This window comes from Variovorax cryoconiti (assembly GCF_051216395.1).
Taxonomy (GTDB): Bacteria; Pseudomonadota; Gammaproteobacteria; order Burkholderiales; family Burkholderiaceae_C; genus Variovorax.
Genome location: NZ_JBPJZI010000009.1, coordinates 145,719 through 164,013, shown reverse-complemented (window position 1 = coordinate 164,013; position 18,295 = coordinate 145,719). Strand labels below are relative to the sequence as shown.

At 68.5% G+C, this 18,295-nt stretch carries 18 protein-coding genes and 1 tRNA gene; 12 read left to right on the top strand and 7 right to left on the bottom strand.

What is annotated here, in order from left to right; all coding sequences use genetic code 11:
* Window positions 1–82: 82 nt before the first annotated feature.
* The 3 genes from ACSFA2_RS20450 to ACSFA2_RS20440 all read left to right on the top strand — a co-directional run bounded on the left by ACSFA2_RS20450 (window position 83) and on the right by ACSFA2_RS20440 (window position 3,082).
* Window positions 83–1,633 (top strand): vWA domain-containing protein, encoded by a 1,551-nt coding sequence (locus tag ACSFA2_RS20450; RefSeq protein WP_435457163.1) that lies wholly within the window; start codon window positions 83–85, stop codon window positions 1,631–1,633.
* A gap of 36 nt (window positions 1,634–1,669) precedes the next feature.
* Window positions 1,670–1,746: transfer RNA gene (locus ACSFA2_RS20445), tRNA-Met, on the top strand.
* Window positions 1,747–2,014: 268 nt separating this feature from the next.
* Window positions 2,015–3,082 carry a hypothetical protein gene (locus tag ACSFA2_RS20440; RefSeq protein ID WP_435457162.1) on the top strand — a complete coding sequence of 356 codons (1,068 nt, stop codon included), beginning with the start codon at window positions 2,015–2,017 and terminating at the stop codon, window positions 3,080–3,082.
* Between the two features lie 33 nt (window positions 3,083–3,115).
* Here the strand turns inward: ACSFA2_RS20440 and ACSFA2_RS20435 are convergent, their stop codons facing one another.
* The 6 genes from ACSFA2_RS20435 to ruvB form a co-directional block, all read right to left on the bottom strand.
* Complete coding sequence (locus tag ACSFA2_RS20435) at window positions 3,116–4,315, bottom strand: glycosyltransferase (protein ID WP_435457161.1); 1,200 nt, start codon at window positions 4,313–4,315, stop codon at window positions 3,116–3,118.
* A complete protein-coding gene (locus ACSFA2_RS20430; protein ID WP_435457160.1) occupies window positions 4,312–5,187 on the bottom strand; it encodes a UDP-2,3-diacylglucosamine diphosphatase in 876 nt (291 codons plus the stop codon). Before ACSFA2_RS20430 ends, ACSFA2_RS20435 begins: the two co-directional genes overlap by 4 nt.
* 74 nt (window positions 5,188–5,261) lie before the next feature.
* Window positions 5,262–6,047, bottom strand: a complete 786-nt coding sequence (locus tag ACSFA2_RS20425) for a hypothetical protein (RefSeq protein WP_435457159.1) — start codon at window positions 6,045–6,047, stop codon at window positions 5,262–5,264.
* Window positions 6,048–6,065: 18 nt separating this feature from the next.
* Window positions 6,066–6,254, bottom strand: a complete 189-nt coding sequence (locus ACSFA2_RS20420) for a hypothetical protein (RefSeq protein WP_435457158.1) — start codon at window positions 6,252–6,254, stop codon at window positions 6,066–6,068.
* A gap of 88 nt (window positions 6,255–6,342) precedes the next feature.
* Window positions 6,343–7,362, bottom strand: coding sequence for a CDF family Co(II)/Ni(II) efflux transporter DmeF (gene dmeF, locus ACSFA2_RS20415; RefSeq protein WP_435457157.1), 1,020 nt, complete (start codon window positions 7,360–7,362; stop codon window positions 6,343–6,345).
* Window positions 7,363–7,372: 10 nt separating this feature from the next.
* Window positions 7,373–8,428, bottom strand: coding sequence for a Holliday junction branch migration DNA helicase RuvB (gene ruvB / locus ACSFA2_RS20410; protein ID WP_435457156.1), 1,056 nt, complete (start codon window positions 8,426–8,428; stop codon window positions 7,373–7,375).
* Window positions 8,429–8,545: 117 nt separating this feature from the next.
* On the opposite strand from ruvB, the gene ACSFA2_RS20405 reads away from it, so the two are divergent.
* From ACSFA2_RS20405 to ACSFA2_RS20375, 7 genes are read left to right on the top strand one after another with little or no spacing between them, the layout of a single operon-like run.
* Window positions 8,546–9,163 (top strand): CDP-alcohol phosphatidyltransferase family protein, encoded by a 618-nt coding sequence (locus ACSFA2_RS20405; protein WP_435457155.1) that lies wholly within the window; start codon window positions 8,546–8,548, stop codon window positions 9,161–9,163.
* Between the two features lie 10 nt (window positions 9,164–9,173).
* Window positions 9,174–10,934: a bifunctional alpha/beta hydrolase/class I SAM-dependent methyltransferase gene (locus tag ACSFA2_RS20400; RefSeq protein ID WP_435457154.1), complete on the top strand. Its 1,761-nt coding sequence runs from the start codon at window positions 9,174–9,176 to the stop codon at window positions 10,932–10,934.
* 1 nt (window position 10,935) lies between these two features.
* Entirely contained in the window at window positions 10,936–12,264 is a 1,329-nt protein-coding gene (locus ACSFA2_RS20395) for a phosphatase PAP2/dual specificity phosphatase family protein (protein WP_435457153.1), read from the top strand.
* Window positions 12,261–12,704, top strand: coding sequence for a hypothetical protein (locus tag ACSFA2_RS20390; RefSeq protein WP_435457152.1), 444 nt, complete (start codon window positions 12,261–12,263; stop codon window positions 12,702–12,704). The genes ACSFA2_RS20395 and ACSFA2_RS20390 overlap by 4 nt, the downstream gene beginning before the upstream one ends.
* Before the next feature lie 38 nt (window positions 12,705–12,742).
* On the top strand, window positions 12,743–13,417 hold the full coding sequence (locus ACSFA2_RS20385; RefSeq protein ID WP_435457151.1) for a lysophospholipid acyltransferase family protein: 675 nt from the start codon (window positions 12,743–12,745) through the stop codon (window positions 13,415–13,417).
* A gap of 5 nt (window positions 13,418–13,422) precedes the next feature.
* Complete coding sequence (locus ACSFA2_RS20380; RefSeq protein WP_435457150.1) at window positions 13,423–14,376, top strand: phosphatidate cytidylyltransferase; 954 nt, start codon at window positions 13,423–13,425, stop codon at window positions 14,374–14,376.
* Window positions 14,373–16,253, top strand: coding sequence for a potassium transporter Kup (locus ACSFA2_RS20375; RefSeq protein ID WP_435457149.1), 1,881 nt, complete (start codon window positions 14,373–14,375; stop codon window positions 16,251–16,253). Before ACSFA2_RS20380 ends, ACSFA2_RS20375 begins: the two co-directional genes overlap by 4 nt.
* A gap of 24 nt (window positions 16,254–16,277) precedes the next feature.
* Here the strand turns inward: ACSFA2_RS20375 and ruvA are convergent, their stop codons facing one another.
* Window positions 16,278–16,850: a Holliday junction branch migration protein RuvA gene (gene ruvA, locus ACSFA2_RS20370; protein WP_435457148.1), complete on the bottom strand. Its 573-nt coding sequence runs from the start codon at window positions 16,848–16,850 to the stop codon at window positions 16,278–16,280.
* A 30-nt stretch (window positions 16,851–16,880) separates the two neighbouring features.
* Here ruvA and ACSFA2_RS20365 point away from each other — a divergent pair, with 30 nt between their 5' ends.
* Both ACSFA2_RS20365 and ybeY read left to right on the top strand, forming a co-directional pair.
* A complete protein-coding gene (locus ACSFA2_RS20365) occupies window positions 16,881–17,828 on the top strand; it encodes a PhoH family protein (protein WP_435457147.1) in 948 nt (315 codons plus the stop codon).
* A complete protein-coding gene (gene ybeY, locus ACSFA2_RS20360; RefSeq protein WP_435457146.1) occupies window positions 17,828–18,286 on the top strand; it encodes an rRNA maturation RNase YbeY in 459 nt (152 codons plus the stop codon). Before ACSFA2_RS20365 ends, ybeY begins: the two co-directional genes overlap by 1 nt.
* Window positions 18,287–18,295: the final 9 nt, after the last annotated feature.

Sequence of the window (18,295 nt, the reverse complement as noted above, 5' to 3'; positions counted from 1 at the left end):
CCCTCGGTTTTCTTTTTCATCGACGAACCCCGCGGCCCGATGCCGGCCGTATCAACCTCCATCCACCACCACGGAGTCGTCGATGACCCAAGCCCCTGCCCCCGCCTCTTCACCGGCCGCACACACCGTGCGCCGCCCGCGCGCACTGATCGCCGTCCTGTGCGCGCAGCTGCTGCTCAGCGCCTGCCATGCGACGAGCGCCGCACCCACAGGCGGTCTATGGCCCGAGCCGATGCCGCAGCCACCCGAGCCCACGCGAACGGCATCGCCCTGGCCCACGAACGCGGTGGCACGCACCGTGCCGAACTTCCAGGCGCCGTCGGCCACGCATTGCGCGCGGCCCATCCAGACGCGTGAAGTGCCCGGCATGGATCCACAGCAGCCGGCGTCGAATCCGATGCGCGGCCATCTTGCGGAAAGCCGCATGGAACGGCTGCGCGAAGCACACAGCAAGCGTGCCGACGCCGGTGCCACCGCGGACGCCATGCCCATGCCGCCGCCCGCCCCCGTGGCCGCATCACCCATCGCGCGCGATACCGAGTCCGCATCGATTCTTCCCATGCCGCCGCGCCAGCGCCCCGCGCCCACGCAGGCGCAGGCGTTGCCCGTGACCGCCGGCATGGTCGACGACAACGCCGACTTCGGCGAGTACCTGCGCTTCCGCGAACGCACGCAGGTCGCCCACCGTGCCCGCGACGTGCGCGAGCGCTACCTGCTGCAGGTGCGCAACGCGCGCGGCACCGTCGTGCCCGACGCCGAAGTCGCCGTGACCGCCCCCAACGGCGCCGCGCTGTGGGCCCGCACCGACGCCGGCGGCCGCGCCTGGCTGCACCCCGACGCCGTCGACACCACCCGCAGCGCGATCTACGAAGTGGCCGTGCGCAAGGACGGCCGCGAGGCCAGCGCCTTCCTGCGCCGCGGCCAGAAGAGTGCCGTCGACGTGGTGCTGGCCGACGGCGCCGCCCCGGCACGGGCGCGGCTCGACCTCGTCTTCCTCATTGACGCCACCGGCTCCATGGCCGACGAGATCGGCCGCCTGAAGACCACGCTGCGCAGCATCGCGAACGATGTGGCGCAACTGCCCAGCCGCCCAGACACCTGCTTCGGCCTGGTGGCGTACCGCGACAAGGGCGACGCGTTTCTGCTGCGCAGCCACGACTTCACCAACGACCTCGGCGCCTTCCAGGGCGTGCTGAACGCGCTGCAAGCCAACGGCGGCGGCGACTACCCCGAAGCGATGAACGAGGCCCTGCACGACACCGTGCACCGCCTGAGCTGGCGCGGCACCGGCGCCACCCGCATGGTCGTGCTGCTGGCCGACGCGCCGCCGCACCTGGACTACGGCGGCCCGCAGTACGACGACGACATGCTCGCGGCGCTGGGCAAGGGCATCAAGATCTTCAGCGTGGGTGCCAGCGGCCTCGACAAGCAGGGCGAGGTCGTGCAGCGGCAGATGGCGCAGTACACCGGCGGGCGCTTCGTCTTCCTCACCTACAAGGAAGCCGAACGCCCCGCGAGCGGCCCCGGCCGCGAGACCGTGCACGACGTGAGCAACTACTCGGTGCAGACGCTGGACCGGCTCATCGTGCGGCTGGTGACCGAGGAGTTGGCCCTGTTGCCGAAAGGCGGTTGACGGGCCTGCCGCCGACCGGGCTATAATCTCGGGCTCGGCTCTTTAGCTCAGTCGGTTAGAGCGATGGAATCATAATCCACAGGTCCGCGGTTCGAATCCGTGAAGAGCCACCAGTCAAGAAAGCCTTGCAAGTCAACGACTTGCAAGGCTTTTTGTTTTTCAGGGGTGCCGCTTGAGGGTGAATCGCCCCGGTTTTGAACTGCCCTAGAAGTTGGACAGTCACGATCCCGCCGATCAGACGGTGCTTCTCAGCCGGTACCGCTTCAGACATTGGCTGTTGGTGCGCCGAACCGATCCGAAGCATGGATCGAGCAAGCCCTGTTATAACGCGAAAACCTCAGCTCTTCGGAGTTCAAAAGAGGTGCGTTCTAGGGAGTGAAAATGATCGGACAACGTCCTTCTCACGCCGCACGTCGGATATGCGGTCTTCTGGCGACTTGCGCCGCGCTGGTCGCCTGTAGCGGCAACGCGACGCTTCCGAATGCGGAAGGCGAGACCAAGGAACAGGCGTTGCGCGCCGAGTTCGAGCAGCTCGAGCAAATGCGTCTCGCGTCTATGGTCATGTTGTTGAAACACGCGCTCGAGAACGGCAAAGCGGTCGTGGTGTCGCCGCTGTTCAATAGCACCGAAAAGACAGCGCGCCCCGGCATCACGTACAAAGACTACAGCCGCACGGTGCAGTGGCAGAAGATCGGCGATCCCAAGTCAACCTTCACGATCGGCTGGGACAAGAGAATTCTGCGCGTGACGCTGGGTGAGATGCACCAGATCGACGTCATCGAACCCGGCAACTACCGCGTGGCGAGTGCGAGCTTCGATGTCCACAACCAAAAGCTGCCGGACGTCGCCGTAAAGCGCGGGTTGCGCGCCCGTGGCGTCGGCAGGGTGGCTTACGTCCAGACTGAATTCCAGGAGCAGCGCTATGTGAAGCAATGGCGCGATCCCACCTACGGCACGGAACGCGTGCAATCGAGCTACTGCTTGGTCGCGCATGTGAGCGGCCACTGCGTCTCATGGGGCACTCGCAGCGACGATGTGACGCGGCAGACCTCCGGCGGCGGCTACTACGACAGGCTTCAGAGGTCAATGGAGCCGGGCGTGCAGGTCACTGCCAGACCTTCAAAAGAGTTTGCATCCTTCACGGTGCAGCCGGGTGAGCTGGTTCTGCTCGATGCTTTCTTCGTCAAGACACCCAACGTGAGCTTTCACCGCGACGAGTGCGAGCGTGCCGCGGCGCAACAGATCGACTGCGAACTCAGCGGCTTCGCCCTGCAACGGATACCGTCGAACGTGGATGACTTCAAGCGACGCATCACCACCCTTGCGAGCAGTCCCCAACTCGTCGAATTGCTGGCGAAGACGCAGTATCGAGCCCCAAAGATCACCGCCCTGGCAGGCTGGTCCGATCCGCACTGGGGCCAGAACTACTATCTCAGGGCGCCTCAGTAAATTCCAGGCCACGTTGGGCCCGCCAGGCGCCATTCAGAACGTCAGCGCTTGCGGTGTAGGGCCGCACTCGTGGGTGAGCAGGCGGCCGTTGCTCGGAGAGAGCGCATCAGCCTGCACCAGGACATCCCGCAAGATCCCCGGCAACTCAAACACCGCCCGGTTGTGCATCTGCTGCGTCGCCGCCCGGTAGCGTGGCAAGTCCCTCACCAGTTCCGCCACGGCGCGGTCGACCTTCGCGAAGCTCGGCAGCACCACGCCGACGCCGTTCTCCTGCACCCACTGCGCGTTGTAGCGCTCCTGCGGCAACGTCCAGCGGTTGCGCACGACGATCACGGGCAAGTGCATCTGCACCGCTTCGCTCAGGCTGCCGGGGCCGGGCTTGCCGATGAAGAAGTCGGCCAGGTGCATGGTGCGCGCGACGTCGGGCGTGAAGCCCAGCACCAGCCGCGGCGCGCGGGCGGGCAAGGCGCGCAGAGCGTCGGCCAGCGCGGTGTTGTGGCCGCAAGCGAGGATGAGCTGCGTGTCGGGCAGGCGCTTGGCGATGCCGAGCATGGCCTTGGAGCCCTGCCCGCCGAACAGCACGATGCCGGTCGGGCGGTCGGGGTCGAGGCCCACGCGGCGGCGTTCGCCGGCGCGGTCGGCCGGGGGCGGCGCGTAGAAGTCGTCGCGCAGCAACATGCCGGAGCTGGCATGGATGTGCGTGGCGGGCAGGCCGGCGTCGTGCGCCTGCTGCACCGCGTGGGCCGAGCCGCAGACGACGTGCTGGTCGATGCCCTTCTCGATCCAGAAGCGCGGCGGGTGGTCGGCCAGGTCGGTCAGCACGGTGACGAAGGGCACGCCGGGCAACGCGCTGGCCAGCGACTCGCGCAGGCCGCGGTTGAAGTTCGGGATCATCGAGACGACGAGGTCGGGCTCGGTGGCCAGCCAGTGCTGCTGCAGCAGGCGCACGGTGGGCCCGTGCCACCAGCGGACCATGGCCTGCAGCAGCTTCAGTTCCTGCGCGAGGCCGACGGTCCAGCCGCGGGCGATGCGCTTGTTGTAGTAGTCCTCGGGCTCCATGCCCGTCATGCGGCGAAAGCGCTGCGCGGGGTCGAGCACTTCGCGCAGGTTGACGAGCCGCACGGTCCACGGCAGGCCGGCGCGCGCGATGGCGCCTTTCAGCGCGATGGCCGATGCGCGGTGGCCGCCGCCGGCGTCGAAGTAGACGAGGTCGACTGTGCGTGCGCCGCTCATGCAGGCACCACGCGCTTGCGGTCGGCGCGTCGCACACGCGCGACCACGGGCATGTGCTCGGCCCAGCGCACGATTTCGAGCGTGCCGTCGGCCGCCTCGCCGAGTGCCGTGAGGCTTTCGACCCAGTCGCCGTCGTTGCAGTACAGGATGCCGTCGATGTCGCGCATCTCGGCGTGGTGGATGTGGCCGCACACCACACCCTGCACGCCGCGCTTGCGGGCCTCGCGCGCCACGGCGGTTTCGAAATCGCCGACGTAGCTGACGGCGCGCTTCACCTTCAGCTTGAGGTACTGTGACAGCGACCAGTACGGCAGGCCCATGCGGGCGCGCATCGAGTTGAGGTGGCGGTTGAGCCGCAGCGTGAATTCGTAGAGCGAGTCGCCGACGTGGGCCAGCCACTTGGCGCACTGGATGACGCCGTCGAACAGGTCGCCGTGCATCACCCACAGCTTGCGGCCGTCGGCGGTCTCGTGCACCCAGTCTTCCACCACCTCGATGCCGCCGAAGTCGTGGTTGACGTACTTGCGGGCGAACTCGTCGTGGTTGCCCGGCACGAAGATCACGCGGGTGCCCTTGCGCGCCTTGCGCAGCAGCTTCTGGATCACGTCGTTGTGCGCCTGCGGCCAGTACCACTGCCGCCGCAATTGCCAGCCGTCGATGATGTCGCCGACCAGGTAGAGCGTCTCGCACTCGGTGTGCTTCAAGAAGTCGAGCAGCGCGTGCGCCTGGCAGCCGGGTGTGCCCAGGTGCAGGTCCGAAATCCACAGCGTGCGGTAGCGCAACGGCGGACGCGTCACTTCATCGTCGCCCGTGTCGTGTGACAGGGCCGTGGTGTCGCGCCATGCGCGAAGAAAGGCGTCGTCGCGTTGCATGGGAAGGTAGCGTCATCGACGCGCGTGTCGGTGGCGTGGCGACGGCGTGACGCTTCGGTGACGTGGTGCGCAGGCTACGCGGCCGGTGATGGCGGCGCGCTGGGCTCGGCTTCTTCCTCGAGCCGGAGGTACTGGATGTTCAACGTGATCGCCTCGGCATAGCGCAGCACGAAGTAGTCGCCCTCGACCGGGTAGAAGCGCTCTTCGCCGGCCGGGTCGCCCGGCGCAGCATCGAGCGCCTTGTCGCCGCTGAGCGGGCGACGGCCGACGCCCTGCAGCACCAGTCGGTCGAGCGAACCGTCGGGCGTGAAATAGAAGTCTTCGAGAAAGCCCTGGTAGACCACGGCTTGGCCAGCGACGTCGACCACGGCGGCCACCTTGATCAGGTCGGGCAGCTCGGCACGCTCGAAGTCGGCGCCGGTGAGCAGGTAGTACCAGGGCGCGTCGTGGAAGCGTGCCACGGGCGCCAGCCAGTGGCCGAGCCGGTCGAAGCGCCGCCAGGTGATCAGCGAGCGCAGCAGCATGGGCGCCACGACGCTCGCGGCCAGCAGCGTGCCGAAGTAGCGCGCCACCGGCCCGGCCAGCGCGCCGACGCTGGTGACCGCCGCAGTCTGCGTGGCCGGGCTGGACGAAAGCAGGCCCAGCAGCAGATCGAAGCGAAGGATTTCACCGAAGAAGAGCCAGGCCCCGAAGAGCCAGAGCCCGTGCAGCAGGCAGGCCCAGAGCACGGCTTCGGCGACGACCCGGCCGAAGGGCGCGTAGTCGAGGGCGGTGCGTTCGGCGCGCTTGAAGCGGCTGCGAAAGACGAAACCGGGAAGGACGAGCAGGAAGATGACCAGCGCCGGCAGCGCGACATTCATCGCTGTCAGCGGGCGGCGTCAGGCCGCCTTGGGGACGACCACGGCGGTCAGGCGGCGCACCGTGGCGCCCTCTCGCAGCAGGATGGTCTGCTCGCTCGCGTCGGGCTCGCCGCGGCGGCTCGCCAGCGACACGACCTGGCGCAGCTGCGTGCGCGCCTGGTTGTCGGCCAGGACTTTCTTCGCGAGGGGGCTTTGAAGCGCTTTCATGACGGTTCCGTTCGATGAGGGCAGCAATGGGCCGGATAGTGCCAGAAGCGAGGCTCTCTCACCACTGGCAAGGGCCTTCATGCTCGGGTCATGCGCCGGAGATGGCACCGCCCGCGCCGAAAGCAAGTGTCGGCTCGTCGCCGGCACAGCGCTGGATCTCGACGGTCGAATGCACGATCTCCTCGTGCATCGAGAAGGTCGCACGCACCGCTGCCGCGTCGAGCGTCGGCGAGTGGGTCACCACCGTCAGCGCGCACGAATAGGCGTTGCGCCCGACGCGCCAGACATGCAGGTCGGCCACGCGGGTGTGCGAGTCGGCCAGGCCGTGCTCGACGCCTTCGCGGATCTCGTCGACAACCGGGTGGTCCATCTCGCGGTCGAGCAGCACGCGGCCGGTCCGCAGCAGCAGGCCTTTGGCCCACACCGCCACCAGCACGGCCCCGACGATGCCCATCGCCGGGTCGAGCCAGCGCCAGCCCATCAGCCAGCCGCCGATCAGCGCCGCGATGGCGAGCACCGAGGTGGCGGCGTCGGCAATGACGTGAAGGTAGGCAGACTTCAGGTTGAGGTCTTCGCCATGCGCGTGACCGTGGTCATGGTCATGGTCATGGTCATGGCCGTGTTCGTGCGCATGACCATGGTCGTGCCCGTGGTGCGCGCCGCCCAGCAGCCGGGCGCAGACGAGGTTCACCAGCAACCCGATGACGGCCACCACGATCGCCTCGCGGTAGTGGATGGGCTCGGGCGACCACAGCCGCTCGAGCGAGCCGACCACCATCAACGCCGCAATGCCCAGCAGGAAGAGTGCGCTGGCGAAGCCGGCCAGCACCTCGATCTTCCAGGTGCCGAAGGCGAAGCGCGGGTCGGCCGCGTAGCGCCGCACCGCCGCATAAGCGAAGGCGCTCAGACCGATGGCGAAGGCATGCGAGCTCATGTGCCAACCGTCGGCCAGCAGCGCCATCGAGTTGAACCACCAGCCGGCGCCGATCTCCAGCACCATCGTGGCGGCGGTGATCCACATCACCAGCCGCGTGCTGAGCTCGGCGCCGTGGCTCTCGGTGTCGAAGCGGTGGTGGTGTTGCCAGCGGCTCAGGTCATGGGTGTGCATGGCGGGCCTTTCAGGTGCCGAACATGTCGCCGTCGCGGGTCGGCGGCGCGACGCCCAGGTGCCGGTAGGCCGCCAGCGTGGCGATGCGGCCGCGCGGCGTGCGCTGCAGGTAGCCCTGCTGGATCAGGTAAGGCTCGATCACGTCCTCGATCGTGCCCGACTCCTCGCCGATGCTGGCGGCGATGTTGTCCAGGCCGACCGGGCCGCCGTCGAAGCGATGGATGACCGCCTCCAGAAGTTTCCGGTCCATCAGGTCGAAGCCCTGCGGGTCGACGTCGAGCATGGCGAGCGCCTTGTGCGCGATGTCTTCGGTGATGCGGCCGTCGCCCTTGACGTCGGCGTAGTCGCGCACGCGGCGCAGCAGGCGGTTGGCGATGCGCGGCGTGCCGCGCGAGCGGCGAGCGATCTCGAAGCCGCCGGCCGGATCCATCGGCGCGTTGAGCAGGCCGGCGCTGCGGGTGACGATGCGGCCCAGCTCTTCGGCCGTGTAGAACTCCAGCCGCGAGACGATGCCGAAGCGGTCGCGCAGCGGGTTGGTCAGCATGCCGGCGCGGGTGGTGGCGCCGACCAGGGTGAAGGGCTGCAGGTCGAGCTTGATGCTGCGGGCCGCAGGGCCTTCGCCGATCATGATGTCGATCTGGTAATCCTCCAGCGCGGGGTAGAGGATTTCCTCGACGACCGGGCTCAGCCGGTGAATCTCGTCGATGAAGAGCACGTCGTTCGGCTCGAGGTTGGTCAGCAGCGCGGCCAGGTCCTTGGGCTTCTCCAGCACCGGGCCGGAGGTCTGGCGCAGGTTCACGCCGAGCTCGGCCGCGATGATGTGGCTGAGCGTGGTCTTGCCCAGGCCGGGCGGGCCGAACAGCAGCACGTGGTCGAGCGCCTCGCCGCGCTTGCGGGCCGCGCCGATGAAGATCTCCAGCTGCTCGCGCACCTTGGCCTGCCCGACATAGTCGTCGAGCAGCTTGGGCCGCAGCGCACGCTCGATGGCCTCTTCCTTGGGCGAAGCGGGCGCGGCGGAGACCACGCGTGGCGGGGCGGGGGCGAAGTCGTCGGTCTGGATGGTCATGGCAGGCTAGGCTGAAGGAACAGTTTAGTCGGCCGAACGGCCGCGACGGGGTCGTCTGCAGCCTGGGGCCACGGCACCCTCGGGCAGAATGCCCCTCCCAAGGAGGGAGCCGTCCACGTGTCCATCTATGAACTGAAGCCCCGCTTCCAGGCGCTGCTGCGCCCGCTCGTGGTGCGACTGCACGCCGCGGGCGTGACCGCCAACCAGGTGACGCTGGCGGCGTGCGTGATCTCGGTGGCGCTCGGGCTGTGGCTCTTCTTCGCGGCGCCGCGTGCCGGCTTCTTCGCCCTGATCCCGCTCTGGATGTTCCTGCGCATGGCCTTCAACGCCATCGACGGCATGCTGGCGCGCGAGCACGGCCAGCAGAGCACCTTGGGCGCCTTCCTCAACGAACTGACCGACGTGCTCTCCGACGCCGCGCTGTACCTGCCCTTTGCGGCGGTCGCGCCTTTCCACCCCTTCTGGGTCGGCACGGTGATCGTGCTGGCCGGCCTCAGCGAATTCACCGGCGCGCTCGGCCCCACGGTCGGTGCATCGCGTCGCTATGACGGCCCGCTGGGCAAGAGCGACCGCGCCTTCGTCTTCGGCGCGCTCGGGCTCTATGTGGCGCTGGGCTGGCCGCTGCCGGTCTGGGCCGGCTGGCTGATGCCGCTGCTCGCCGCGCTCGTCGTCTGGACCATCGCCAACCGCATCCGGCGCGCGCTGGCCGAAGCCGGCGCGCGCCCCACTCTCTGAATCGAACCTCATGACCCAGCCTCGCGTTCCGCACGAGCACCACTTCACCACGCACGACGGCGTCTCGCTGTTCTACCGGCACTGGCCGGCCACCGGCACCACGCGGCGCGGCGCCATCCTGCTGTTCCACCGCGGCCACGAGCACGGCGCGCGCATGGCGCATCTGGTCGATGAACTCGACCTGCCCGACTTCGACTTCTTCGCCTGGGACGCCCGCGGACACGGCCAGTCGCCCGGCCCGCGCGGCCACAGCCCCAGCTTCGCGACCTCGGTGCGCGACGTGCAGACCTTCGTCGACCACATCGGCAGCGCGCACGGCGTGCGGGAGCGGGACCAGTACGTCGTCGCGCAGAGCGTGGGCGCGGTGCTGATCTCGACCTGGGCGCACGACTACGCGCCCAAGGTGCGCGGCCTCACGCTCGCGTCGCCGGCGTTCAAGGTCAAGCTGTACGTGCCCTTTGCGCGCGCCGGCCTCGGGCTGATGCACAAGCTGCGCGGGCTGTTCTTCGTCAACAGCTACGTGAAGCCGAAATTCCTCACGCACGACCCGGAACGCATCGCCAGCTACGAGCGCGACCCGCTCATCTCGCGGCCGATCGCGGTCAACATCCTGCTCGACCTGTACACGGCGGCCGACCGCGTGGTGGCCGATGCCAACGCGATCACGCCGCCGGTGCAATTGCTGATTTCGGGCGCCGACTGGGTGGTGCACCACAAGCCGCAGCACAGCTTCTTCGACAAGCTCGGCAGCGCGATCAAGACCAAGACGGTGCTGCCCGGCTTCTTCCACGACACGCTGGGCGAGCGCGACCGCGCGCCGGTGGTGGCATCGATCCGCGAATTCATCCTTGAGCGCTTCGACGCGCCGACGCCGCCGGTCGACCTGCGCGAGGCGCACCTGCAGGGCGCGACCGCCGACGAGTCGCGTGCGCTCGCCGCCCCGCTCTCGCCCTGGTCGCCGCGCGGCGCCTACTGGGCCATGACACGCGCCAGCCTGCGTTTCGGTGGTCTGTTCTCCCGCGGCGTGAAGCTGGGGCACGACACCGGCTTCGATTCGGGCAGCACACTTGACTATGTATACCGCAACGCGCCGGACGGCAAGGGCGCGCTGGGCCGGTCGATTGACAAGACGTATCTGAACTCCATCGGCTGGCGCGGCATCCGCCAGCGCAAGGTCCATGTCGAAGAGCTGATCCGCGAAGCGATGGAACGCCTGGCCGAGCAGCACCGCGAGGTGCGGGTGATGGACATCGCCGCCGGCCATGGCCGCTACGTGCTCGACGCGGTGCAGGCCAGCCCGGTGAAGGCCAGCTCGATCCTGCTGCGCGACTACAGCGACATCAACGTACGCGACGGCACCAAGCTGATCGCCGAGAAAGAACTGCAAGACGTCGCGAAGTTCGTGCAGGCCGACGCCTTCGACCGCATCAGCCTCGCGACCGTGACGCCGCGGCCGACGCTGGCCGTGGTGTCGGGCCTCTACGAGCTGTTCCCCGACAACGCCATGGTGCGCCGCTCGCTGGCCGGCGTCGGCGACGCGGTGGAAGACCGCGGCTACCTGGTCTACACCGGTCAGCCATGGCACCCGCAGCTGGAGATGATCGCGCGCGCCCTCACCAGCCACCGTCGGGGCGAAGCCTGGGTGATGCGCCGCCGCACGCAGGCCGAGATGGACCAGCTGGTAGAAGAAGCCGGCTTCCGCAAGATCGCCCAGCGCGTGGACGAATGGGGCATCTTCACGGTGTCGCTGGCCATCCGCACCGTTCAGTGAGATGAAGCGCTGGTTCGCGCAACGGCCGTGGCGGCGCGCCATCGCCTGGCTCGTGCTGCTGGGGCCGCTGTTCTACGCGACCTATGGCTTCGCGAACTGGTGGGCCGCGTCGCGTGCCGCGGTGCCGACGCTGGCCTTCGGCTGGGAACGTGGCATTCCTTTCTGGCCGTGGACCATCTTCCCGTACTGGACCATCAACGTCTTCTACGCCCTGTCGCTCTTCCTCGCGCGCGACCGACACACGATGGACCGACACGCGCTGCGCCTGGTCACCGCCACCGTCATCGCGGTGAGCTGCTTCGTGGCGTGGCCGCTGCGCTTCAGCTTCGGCCAGCCGGCGGTCAGCGGCGCGCCGGCCTTTCTCTTCGATGCGCTGCGCGGCTTCGACCAGCCCTTCAACCAGGCGCCGTCGCTGCACATCGCGCTGGCCGTGATCCTGTGGGACTGGTACCGGCAATTCATCCGTCCGCTATGGGCGCGACTGGTGTTGCACGTGTGGGCCTTTGCCATCTGCGCGTCGGTGCTCACGACCTGGCAGCACCACTTCATCGACATCCCGACCGGCGCGTTGCTCGGCCTGGTGTGCGTGTGGCTGTGGCCGCTGGAACGGGTGGCGTCGATCCGGCAGGGATGGCGGGTCACGCGTGATCCGCAGCGCTGGAAGCTGGCAAGTTTCTACGGCGTCGGCGCGCTGATCTTTCTCGTCGTCGCACTGGCTATCGGCGGGTTCGGCTTGTGGCTGTGCTGGCCCGCTGCGTCGCTCGCCCTGGTCGCGCTCAACTACGTGGCCCTCGGCGCACGCGGCTTCCAGATGGACGGCCATGGCCGCATGCGCTGGGCGGCGCGTTGGCTGTTCGCGCCTTACCGGCTCGGCGCGGCGATCAACGCCTGGGCCTGGACGCGGCGCCTGCCGGCCTCGGTCGAGGTGGCGCCGGGGCTGCGGCTGGGTCGCATCCCGACGCGCGAAGAATGGATCTCGGCCGGTCAGCCTCGGCTGGTGAGCCTGTGCGCCGAGTTGCAACTGCCGCGCATCGACGGCGCGCGCTGTGTGCCGATGCTCGACCTGGTCGTGCCGCCGCCGCATCGCCTGCGCCGCGCTGCCCACGTCATCGAGGCACAACGCCGCGCCGGCCACACCGTGTGGGTGTGCTGCGCACTCGGCTTCTCGCGCAGCGCCGCGGCCACCATCGCCTGGCTGCGGCTGCATGGCGGCGCGAGCAGCGTGGTCGATGCCGAAGCGCAGGTGCGCCGCGCGCGGCCGCAGATCGTGCTGCGCAGCGCGTGGCAGCAGGCACTCGACCACGCGACACGGCACACTCGCACGCCATGACCGACCACGAACGCGCCCTCTGCACCGCCACGGCTCGCCTGCTGCAGGCGGCCGGCGTCATCGCGGCCTGGGGGCTGGGGCTGAGCCTGGTCTCGCTCGGTGTGCTGGCGTTGACGGGACGATCGCTGTCGATGCTCTCCTGCATGGGTTTCGGCGCGGTCGCGATCATCGGCATCTTCGAGCGCTACATGGCGCTGCGGCTGCGGCTCGACGTGGGGCTGTTCGATGGGTTGGCGAGCGGCGCGATCCCGTCGCTGAGCACGCTCGACGTGGCCCTGCAGAAGCTGGACCTGCGTCAGGCATCGGAGGCACCCGACGCGCCGCGCGCGCTGGCCGATCGGGTGCAGGGCGCGCGCCAGTTGATGCAGCGCCACGGCATCGCCGTCGCCTGCCAGAGCGCGATGTTCCTGCTGGCCCTGCTCACGCAGGACTTGCGCTGACCCCTCCTCTCTCCCTCCCAAGAAGAAGCTTCGTCACCATGAGTTCCCTTCCTCGCAGCGGCCTGCGCCACGCGGCGGCCGTCGTCTCGGCCTGGTCGATCGTGCTGGCCGCGCGGCTGCTGACCGGCGTGCGCGCCATCTGGTCGGGCACCACACCCAAGGCCGAGCAGACGCTCTACTTCGCCAACCACACCAGCCACGGCGACTTCGTGCTGCTGTGGGCCACGCTGCCGGCCGACCTGCGCGCGCTGACGCGGCCGGTCGCGGGTCAGGACTACTGGGAGGCCTCGTCGATGCGGCGCTTCATCGGCGTCGACGTGTTCAACGCGCTGATGATCCGGCGCGACGGCGGCACCACGGCGGGTGCGCCCAACCCGGTCGAGCAGATGACCGAGGCGCTGCAGTCGGGCGACTCGCTCATCATGTTTCCCGAAGGCACGCGCAACACCGGCGACGACATCCTGCTGCCGCTCAAGAGCGGGCTGTTCCACCTGGCGCGCGCCTGCCCGCAGGTGCGGCTGGTGCCGGTGTGGATCGAGAACCTGAAACGCGTGCTGCCCAAGGGCGCGCTGGTGCCGATTCCGCTGGCCTGCACGGTGCGCTACGGCACGCCGCTGGTGCTGGCCGAAGGCGAGGACAAGAACGCCTTCATCGCGCGCGCCCGCGCCGCGATGCTCGACCTGCGCCCCGAATACGACAAGGCGGAAGACTGAAGCCCATGAACATCTCCGCTTCGACCCACACCACGCTGATGCTCTTCGGCGGCGTCTTCGGGGTGCTCGTGCTCGCCTCGGCCATCGGCGCCCTTCTGAAGTGGCGCGTGGCACACGGCCAGCCGCATTCGGTGATCGACAACCTCAACGCGCGCGTCAATGCATGGTGGGTGATGGTGGCGGTCATCGGCCTGTCCTTCGCCTTCGGCAAGGGCGGCGTGATCGTGCTGTTCTACTTGATCTCGTTCTATGCGCTGCGCGAGTTCATGAGCCTGGCCTACACCCGGCGCGGCGACCACGCCGCCATCGCGGTCGCCTTCTTCATCGCGCTGCCGGTGCAGTACTTCCTCATCTGGATCGACTGGTACGGGCTGTACGCGATCTTCATCCCGGTCTACGCCTTCCTCGTGCTGCCCATCCTCGCGGCGGTGGGGGGCGATACGCAGCGTTTTCTGGAACGCACCTCGAAGATCCAATGGGGGCTGATGGTGTCGGTGTTCTGCATCAGCCACGTACCGGCATTGCTCACGCTGCAGATCCCCGGCTTCGAAGGCCGCAACCTGCTGCTGATCGCCTTCCTGGTGATCGTGGTGCAAGGCAGCGACGTGCTGCAGTACGTGTGGGGCAAGCTGCTGGGCCAGCGCAAGGTGGCGCCCGAGCTGTCGCCGTCGAAGACCTGGGAAGGACTGATCGGCGGCGTGGCAAGCGCCACGGCACTGGGTGCCGCGCTGTCCTGGGCCACGCCCTTCACGCCGTGGCAGGCCGCGCTGATGGCGCTCACCATCTGCCTGATGGGCTTCTTCGGCGGGCTGGTCATGTCGGCCATCAAGCGCGACCGCGGCGTGAAGGACTGGGGCCACATGATCGAGGGCCACGGCGGCATGCTCGACCGGCTCGACTCGGTGATCTTCGCTGCACCGGTCTTCTTCCACGCATTGCGCTACTGGTGGGTGCCATGAAAGACGGACGGTCCGCGAAATCCGTGCTGATGGTGGCCGCGCTGGGGGTGGTGTTCGGCGACATCGGCACCTCGCCGCTCTACGCCTTCAAGGAATGCCTGAGCCCGGCGCATGGCGTCGCGCTGGACCGGGGCGCCGTGCTCGGACTGTTGTCGCTGGTGCTGTGGGGGCTGATGCTGGTCGTCACGCTGAAGTACGTGGTATTCGTGCTGCGCGCCGACCACGACGGCGAAGGCGGCATCCTGGCCTTGCAGGGCCTGGCCGGCCAGGCGCTCGAGAAGGGCGGCGCACGGCCCTGGGCCTGGAAGGCCATCGCCGCGCTGGGGCTCGTCGGTGCCGCGATGTTCTACGGCGACAGCCTGATCACACCAGCCATCTCGGTGCTGTCGGCGGTGGAGGGCTTGGAGGTCGCCACGCCCGTCTTCAAGCCCTACGTGGTGCCGATCACGCTGGTGGTCCTCATCGGGCTCTTCCTGGTGCAGCGCAAGGGCACGGCATCGGTCGGCCGCGTCTTCGGCCCGGTGATGCTGCTGTGGTTCGGTGTGCTGGCCGTTTCCGGCGTCGCCCACATCAGCCGGAACCCGCAGGTGCTCGAAGCCATCGACCCACGCTGGGCGTTGCAGTTCCTGCTCACGCACCGGGCGCAGTCGCTGGGCGTGCTGGGCGCGGTGTTTCTGGCCTTCACGGGCGGCGAGGCGCTGTATGCGGACATGGGGCACTTCGGCGCCACGCCGATCCGCATGGCCTGGACCTTCATCGCGCTCCCGGCACTGGTGCTCAACTACTTCGGCCAGGGCGCCCTGGTGCTGGCCGACCCGACGGCCATCGACAACCCCTTCTTCCGCCTCTTTCCCGCCTGGGCCACGCTGCCGATGGTGGCGCTGGCGGCCTGCGCGACCGTCATCGCCTCCCAGGCGGTGATTTCCGGTGCGTTCTCGATGACCGCGCACGCGATGCACATGGGCTACCTGCCGCGCATGCGCATCGTGCAGACATCGGTCTCGGCCATTGGCCAGGTCTATCTGCCGACGGTGAACTGGTTGCTGATGGCGGGCGTCCTGCTGTTGGTACTGGCCTTTCGCAGTTCGGGGGCACTGTCCGCTGCCTATGGCATCGCGGTGTCGGTGACCATGCTGACCACCACGCTGCTGGCAGGTGTGGTGGCGTGGCGCCTCTGGCGCTGGAACCGCGTGGCCGTGGGCATCGGCGTGGGCCTCTTCGCCTTGGTCGACCTGACCTTCATCATGGCCAACAGCCTGAAGATCGCGGAAGGCGGCTGGCTCACGCTGGTGGTGGCGGCGGCGGTGATGGTCGTCTTCACGACCTGGGCCAAGGGCCGGCACGTGACCGAGCAGGCTGCGGCCGAGGAGCGCATCGCACTGACCCCCTTCATCGACGCGCTGGCCGCCGACATGCCGCACCGCGTGCACGGCACCGCCGTCTTCATGACGGCCGACGCGAACAGCGTGCCGCATGCGTTGCTGCACAACCTGAAGCACAACCAGGTGCTGCACGAGCGGGTGATCGTCCTGTGCGTGCGGACGCGCCCCGTGCCCCGCGTGTACCCCGCCGACCGGCTGGAGGTCGAGCAGCTTGCACACGGCTTCTGGCGCGTGACGGCCCACCATGGCTTCATGGAAGACCCCGCCGTTCCCGAATACCTGCGGCTGATGGCCTATCAGCGCGGCTTGAGCATCGAGTCCATGTCGACCTCGTACTTCACCTCGCGCGCGTCGCTGGGCCTGGGCCGGCTCCCGGGGCTGGGCGTGCTGCGCAGGGCGCTCTTCGGCATGCTGCAGCGCAATGCGGCGCGGGCGTCCGACTATTTCGGCCTGCCGGACAACCGCCTGCTCGAGATTGGCCGCCGCGCCAATTGACGGTGGCCGGCCGATGCGGTGCGCCTATTTCGCGAGCGCCCGCAGCGCCAGCTTGATGCCGTCGCTCACGCTCGCGTCCTTCGGCAGGGCCTTCAGCGCGGCCGAGGCTTCCTTGTCGCTGTAACCCAGCGCGATCAGCGCCTGCAGGATGTCGGCCTGCGCATCGGTCGCGGCGTGCGCGGGCAGCGCGATGTCGGCGCCCAGCTTGCCCTTGAGTTCGAGCAGTAGCCGCTCGGCGGTCTTCTTGCCGATGCCGGGGATCTTCACCAGCCGGCCGGCGTCCTGCAGCGTGACGATCTGCGACAGCTCGCCGACGCTCAGGCCCGACAGCACGCCCAGCGCCATGCGCGGGCCGATGCCGGAGATCTTGATGAGCTGGCGGAAGGCGGCACGTTCCTGGTGGGTGCCGAAACCGTAGAGAATCTGCGCGTCTTCGCGCACCACGAAGTGCGTCAGCAGCGACACGCGCTCGCCGGTGTGCGGCAGGTTGTAGAAGGTGCTCATCGGCACGTCGACCTCGTAACCGACGCCGTTGCAGTCGACCACCACCTGCGGTGGATTGCGTTCGGCCAGCGTGCCGGTCAATTTGCCTATCATGGGTGTCCCTTCAAGAGCCGGAATTATCCTTTGATCGTTCGCCACACCTTCAAGCCCCTCAACAACGTGCGCCTCGGCCACCTGTGCGGGCCGCTCGACGAGCACCTGCGCCGCATCGAGGACACGCTGGGCGTGACGATCGCGCACCGCCACGAGCAGTTCAAGGTCGAAGGCCCGAAGGCCATCGCCGACCAGGCGATGGAGGTGCTGCAGGCGCTGTACGAGATCGCCGAGCGGCCGATCGACCCGGCTGTCGTGCAGCTCACGCTGGCCAGCGACTCGGGCATGACCGAGAACGGCGAGGCCGGCCCGATGCTGGTCACGCGCCGTGCCGACCTGCGAGCCCGCACGCCGACCCAGGCGGCCTACCTCGACCACATCGCCAAGCACGACATCACCTTCGGCATCGGCCCGGCGGGCACGGGCAAGACCTACCTTGCCGTGGCCTGCGCGGTCGATGCGCTGGAGCGCAGCGCGGTGCAGCGCATCGTGCTGACCCGCCCGGCGGTCGAGGCGGGCGAGCGGCTCGGCTTCCTGCCGGGCGACCTGAACCAGAAGATCGACCCCTACCTGCGCCCGCTGTACGACGCGCTGTACGACCTGATGGGTTACGACAAGGTGCAGAAGGCCTTCGAGCGCAACGCGCTGGAGATTGCGCCGCTGGCCTTCATGCGCGGGCGCACGCTCAACAACGCCTTCGTCATCCTCGACGAGGCGCAGAACACCACGCCCGAGCAGATGAAGATGTTCCTCACGCGCATCGGCTTCGGCGCCAAGGCCGTCGTCACCGGCGACGTGAGCCAGATCGACCTGCCGAAGTCGCAGTTGTCGGGGCTGATCGACGCCGAGCGCGTGCTCAAGCGCGTGAAGGGCATCGCGATCACGCGCTTCAGCAGTGCGGACGTGGTGCGGCATCCGCTGGTGGCGCGCATCGTCGATGCCTACGACGGCCAGCGCAAACGCGCGGGAGCCGAGTGATGGCGCTGCCGGCGCTGTCGCTGTCGCTGCAGTTCGGGCGCTTCACCGGCGTGGAGCGGCACCGCGCCGCGCTGCCACGGCACCGCGTCACGCGCTGGATCCGGCATGCGCTGGACATCGACGGCGAGATCACCGTGCGCATCGTCGATGCGGCAGAAGGCCAGCAGCTCAACCGCGAATTCCGTGGCAAGGACTACGCGACCAACGTGCTGACCTTCGACTACGCGCAGGCGCCGGTGGTGATGGCCGACCTGGTGCTGTGCGCGCCGGTGGTGGCACGCGAGGCGAAGGAGAACCGCAAGACGCTGGCCGACCACTACGCACACCTGCTGGTGCACGGCACGTTGCACGCACAGGGCTGGGACCATGAGACCGGCGATGCCGACGCCGACGAGATGGAGGCCTACGAGATCGAGATCCTCGCCGAAATGGGCATCCGCAGCCCCTACGGCAAGTAGACGCGACGG

What these genes read in the sequence shown, in the direction of transcription:
- ACSFA2_RS20400 (WP_435457154.1), top strand. Translation starts at nt 9,174, where the DNA reads ATGACCCAGCCTCGCGTTCCGCACGAGCACCACTTCACCACGCACGAC.
- ACSFA2_RS20420 (WP_435457158.1), bottom strand. Translation starts at nt 6,254, where the DNA reads ATGAAAGCGCTTCAAAGCCCCCTCGCGAAGAAAGTCCTGGCCGACAAC.
- ACSFA2_RS20435 (WP_435457161.1), bottom strand. Translation starts at nt 4,315, where the DNA reads ATGAGCGGCGCACGCACAGTCGACCTCGTCTACTTCGACGCCGGCGGC.
- ACSFA2_RS20450 (WP_435457163.1), top strand. Translation starts at nt 83, where the DNA reads ATGACCCAAGCCCCTGCCCCCGCCTCTTCACCGGCCGCACACACCGTG.
- ACSFA2_RS20380 (WP_435457150.1), top strand. Translation starts at nt 13,423, where the DNA reads ATGAACATCTCCGCTTCGACCCACACCACGCTGATGCTCTTCGGCGGC.
- dmeF (WP_435457157.1), bottom strand. Translation starts at nt 7,362, where the DNA reads ATGCACACCCATGACCTGAGCCGCTGGCAACACCACCACCGCTTCGAC.
- ACSFA2_RS20385 (WP_435457151.1), top strand. Translation starts at nt 12,743, where the DNA reads ATGAGTTCCCTTCCTCGCAGCGGCCTGCGCCACGCGGCGGCCGTCGTC.
- ybeY (WP_435457146.1), top strand. Translation starts at nt 17,828, where the DNA reads ATGGCGCTGCCGGCGCTGTCGCTGTCGCTGCAGTTCGGGCGCTTCACC.
- ACSFA2_RS20375 (WP_435457149.1), top strand. Translation starts at nt 14,373, where the DNA reads ATGAAAGACGGACGGTCCGCGAAATCCGTGCTGATGGTGGCCGCGCTG.
- ACSFA2_RS20395 (WP_435457153.1), top strand. Translation starts at nt 10,936, where the DNA reads ATGAAGCGCTGGTTCGCGCAACGGCCGTGGCGGCGCGCCATCGCCTGG.
- ACSFA2_RS20425 (WP_435457159.1), bottom strand. Translation starts at nt 6,047, where the DNA reads ATGAATGTCGCGCTGCCGGCGCTGGTCATCTTCCTGCTCGTCCTTCCC.
- ruvA (WP_435457148.1), bottom strand. Translation starts at nt 16,850, where the DNA reads ATGATAGGCAAATTGACCGGCACGCTGGCCGAACGCAATCCACCGCAG.
- ruvB (WP_435457156.1), bottom strand. Translation starts at nt 8,428, where the DNA reads ATGACCATCCAGACCGACGACTTCGCCCCCGCCCCGCCACGCGTGGTC.
- ACSFA2_RS20440 (WP_435457162.1), top strand. Translation starts at nt 2,015, where the DNA reads ATGATCGGACAACGTCCTTCTCACGCCGCACGTCGGATATGCGGTCTT.
- ACSFA2_RS20430 (WP_435457160.1), bottom strand. Translation starts at nt 5,187, where the DNA reads ATGCAACGCGACGACGCCTTTCTTCGCGCATGGCGCGACACCACGGCC.
- ACSFA2_RS20390 (WP_435457152.1), top strand. Translation starts at nt 12,261, where the DNA reads ATGACCGACCACGAACGCGCCCTCTGCACCGCCACGGCTCGCCTGCTG.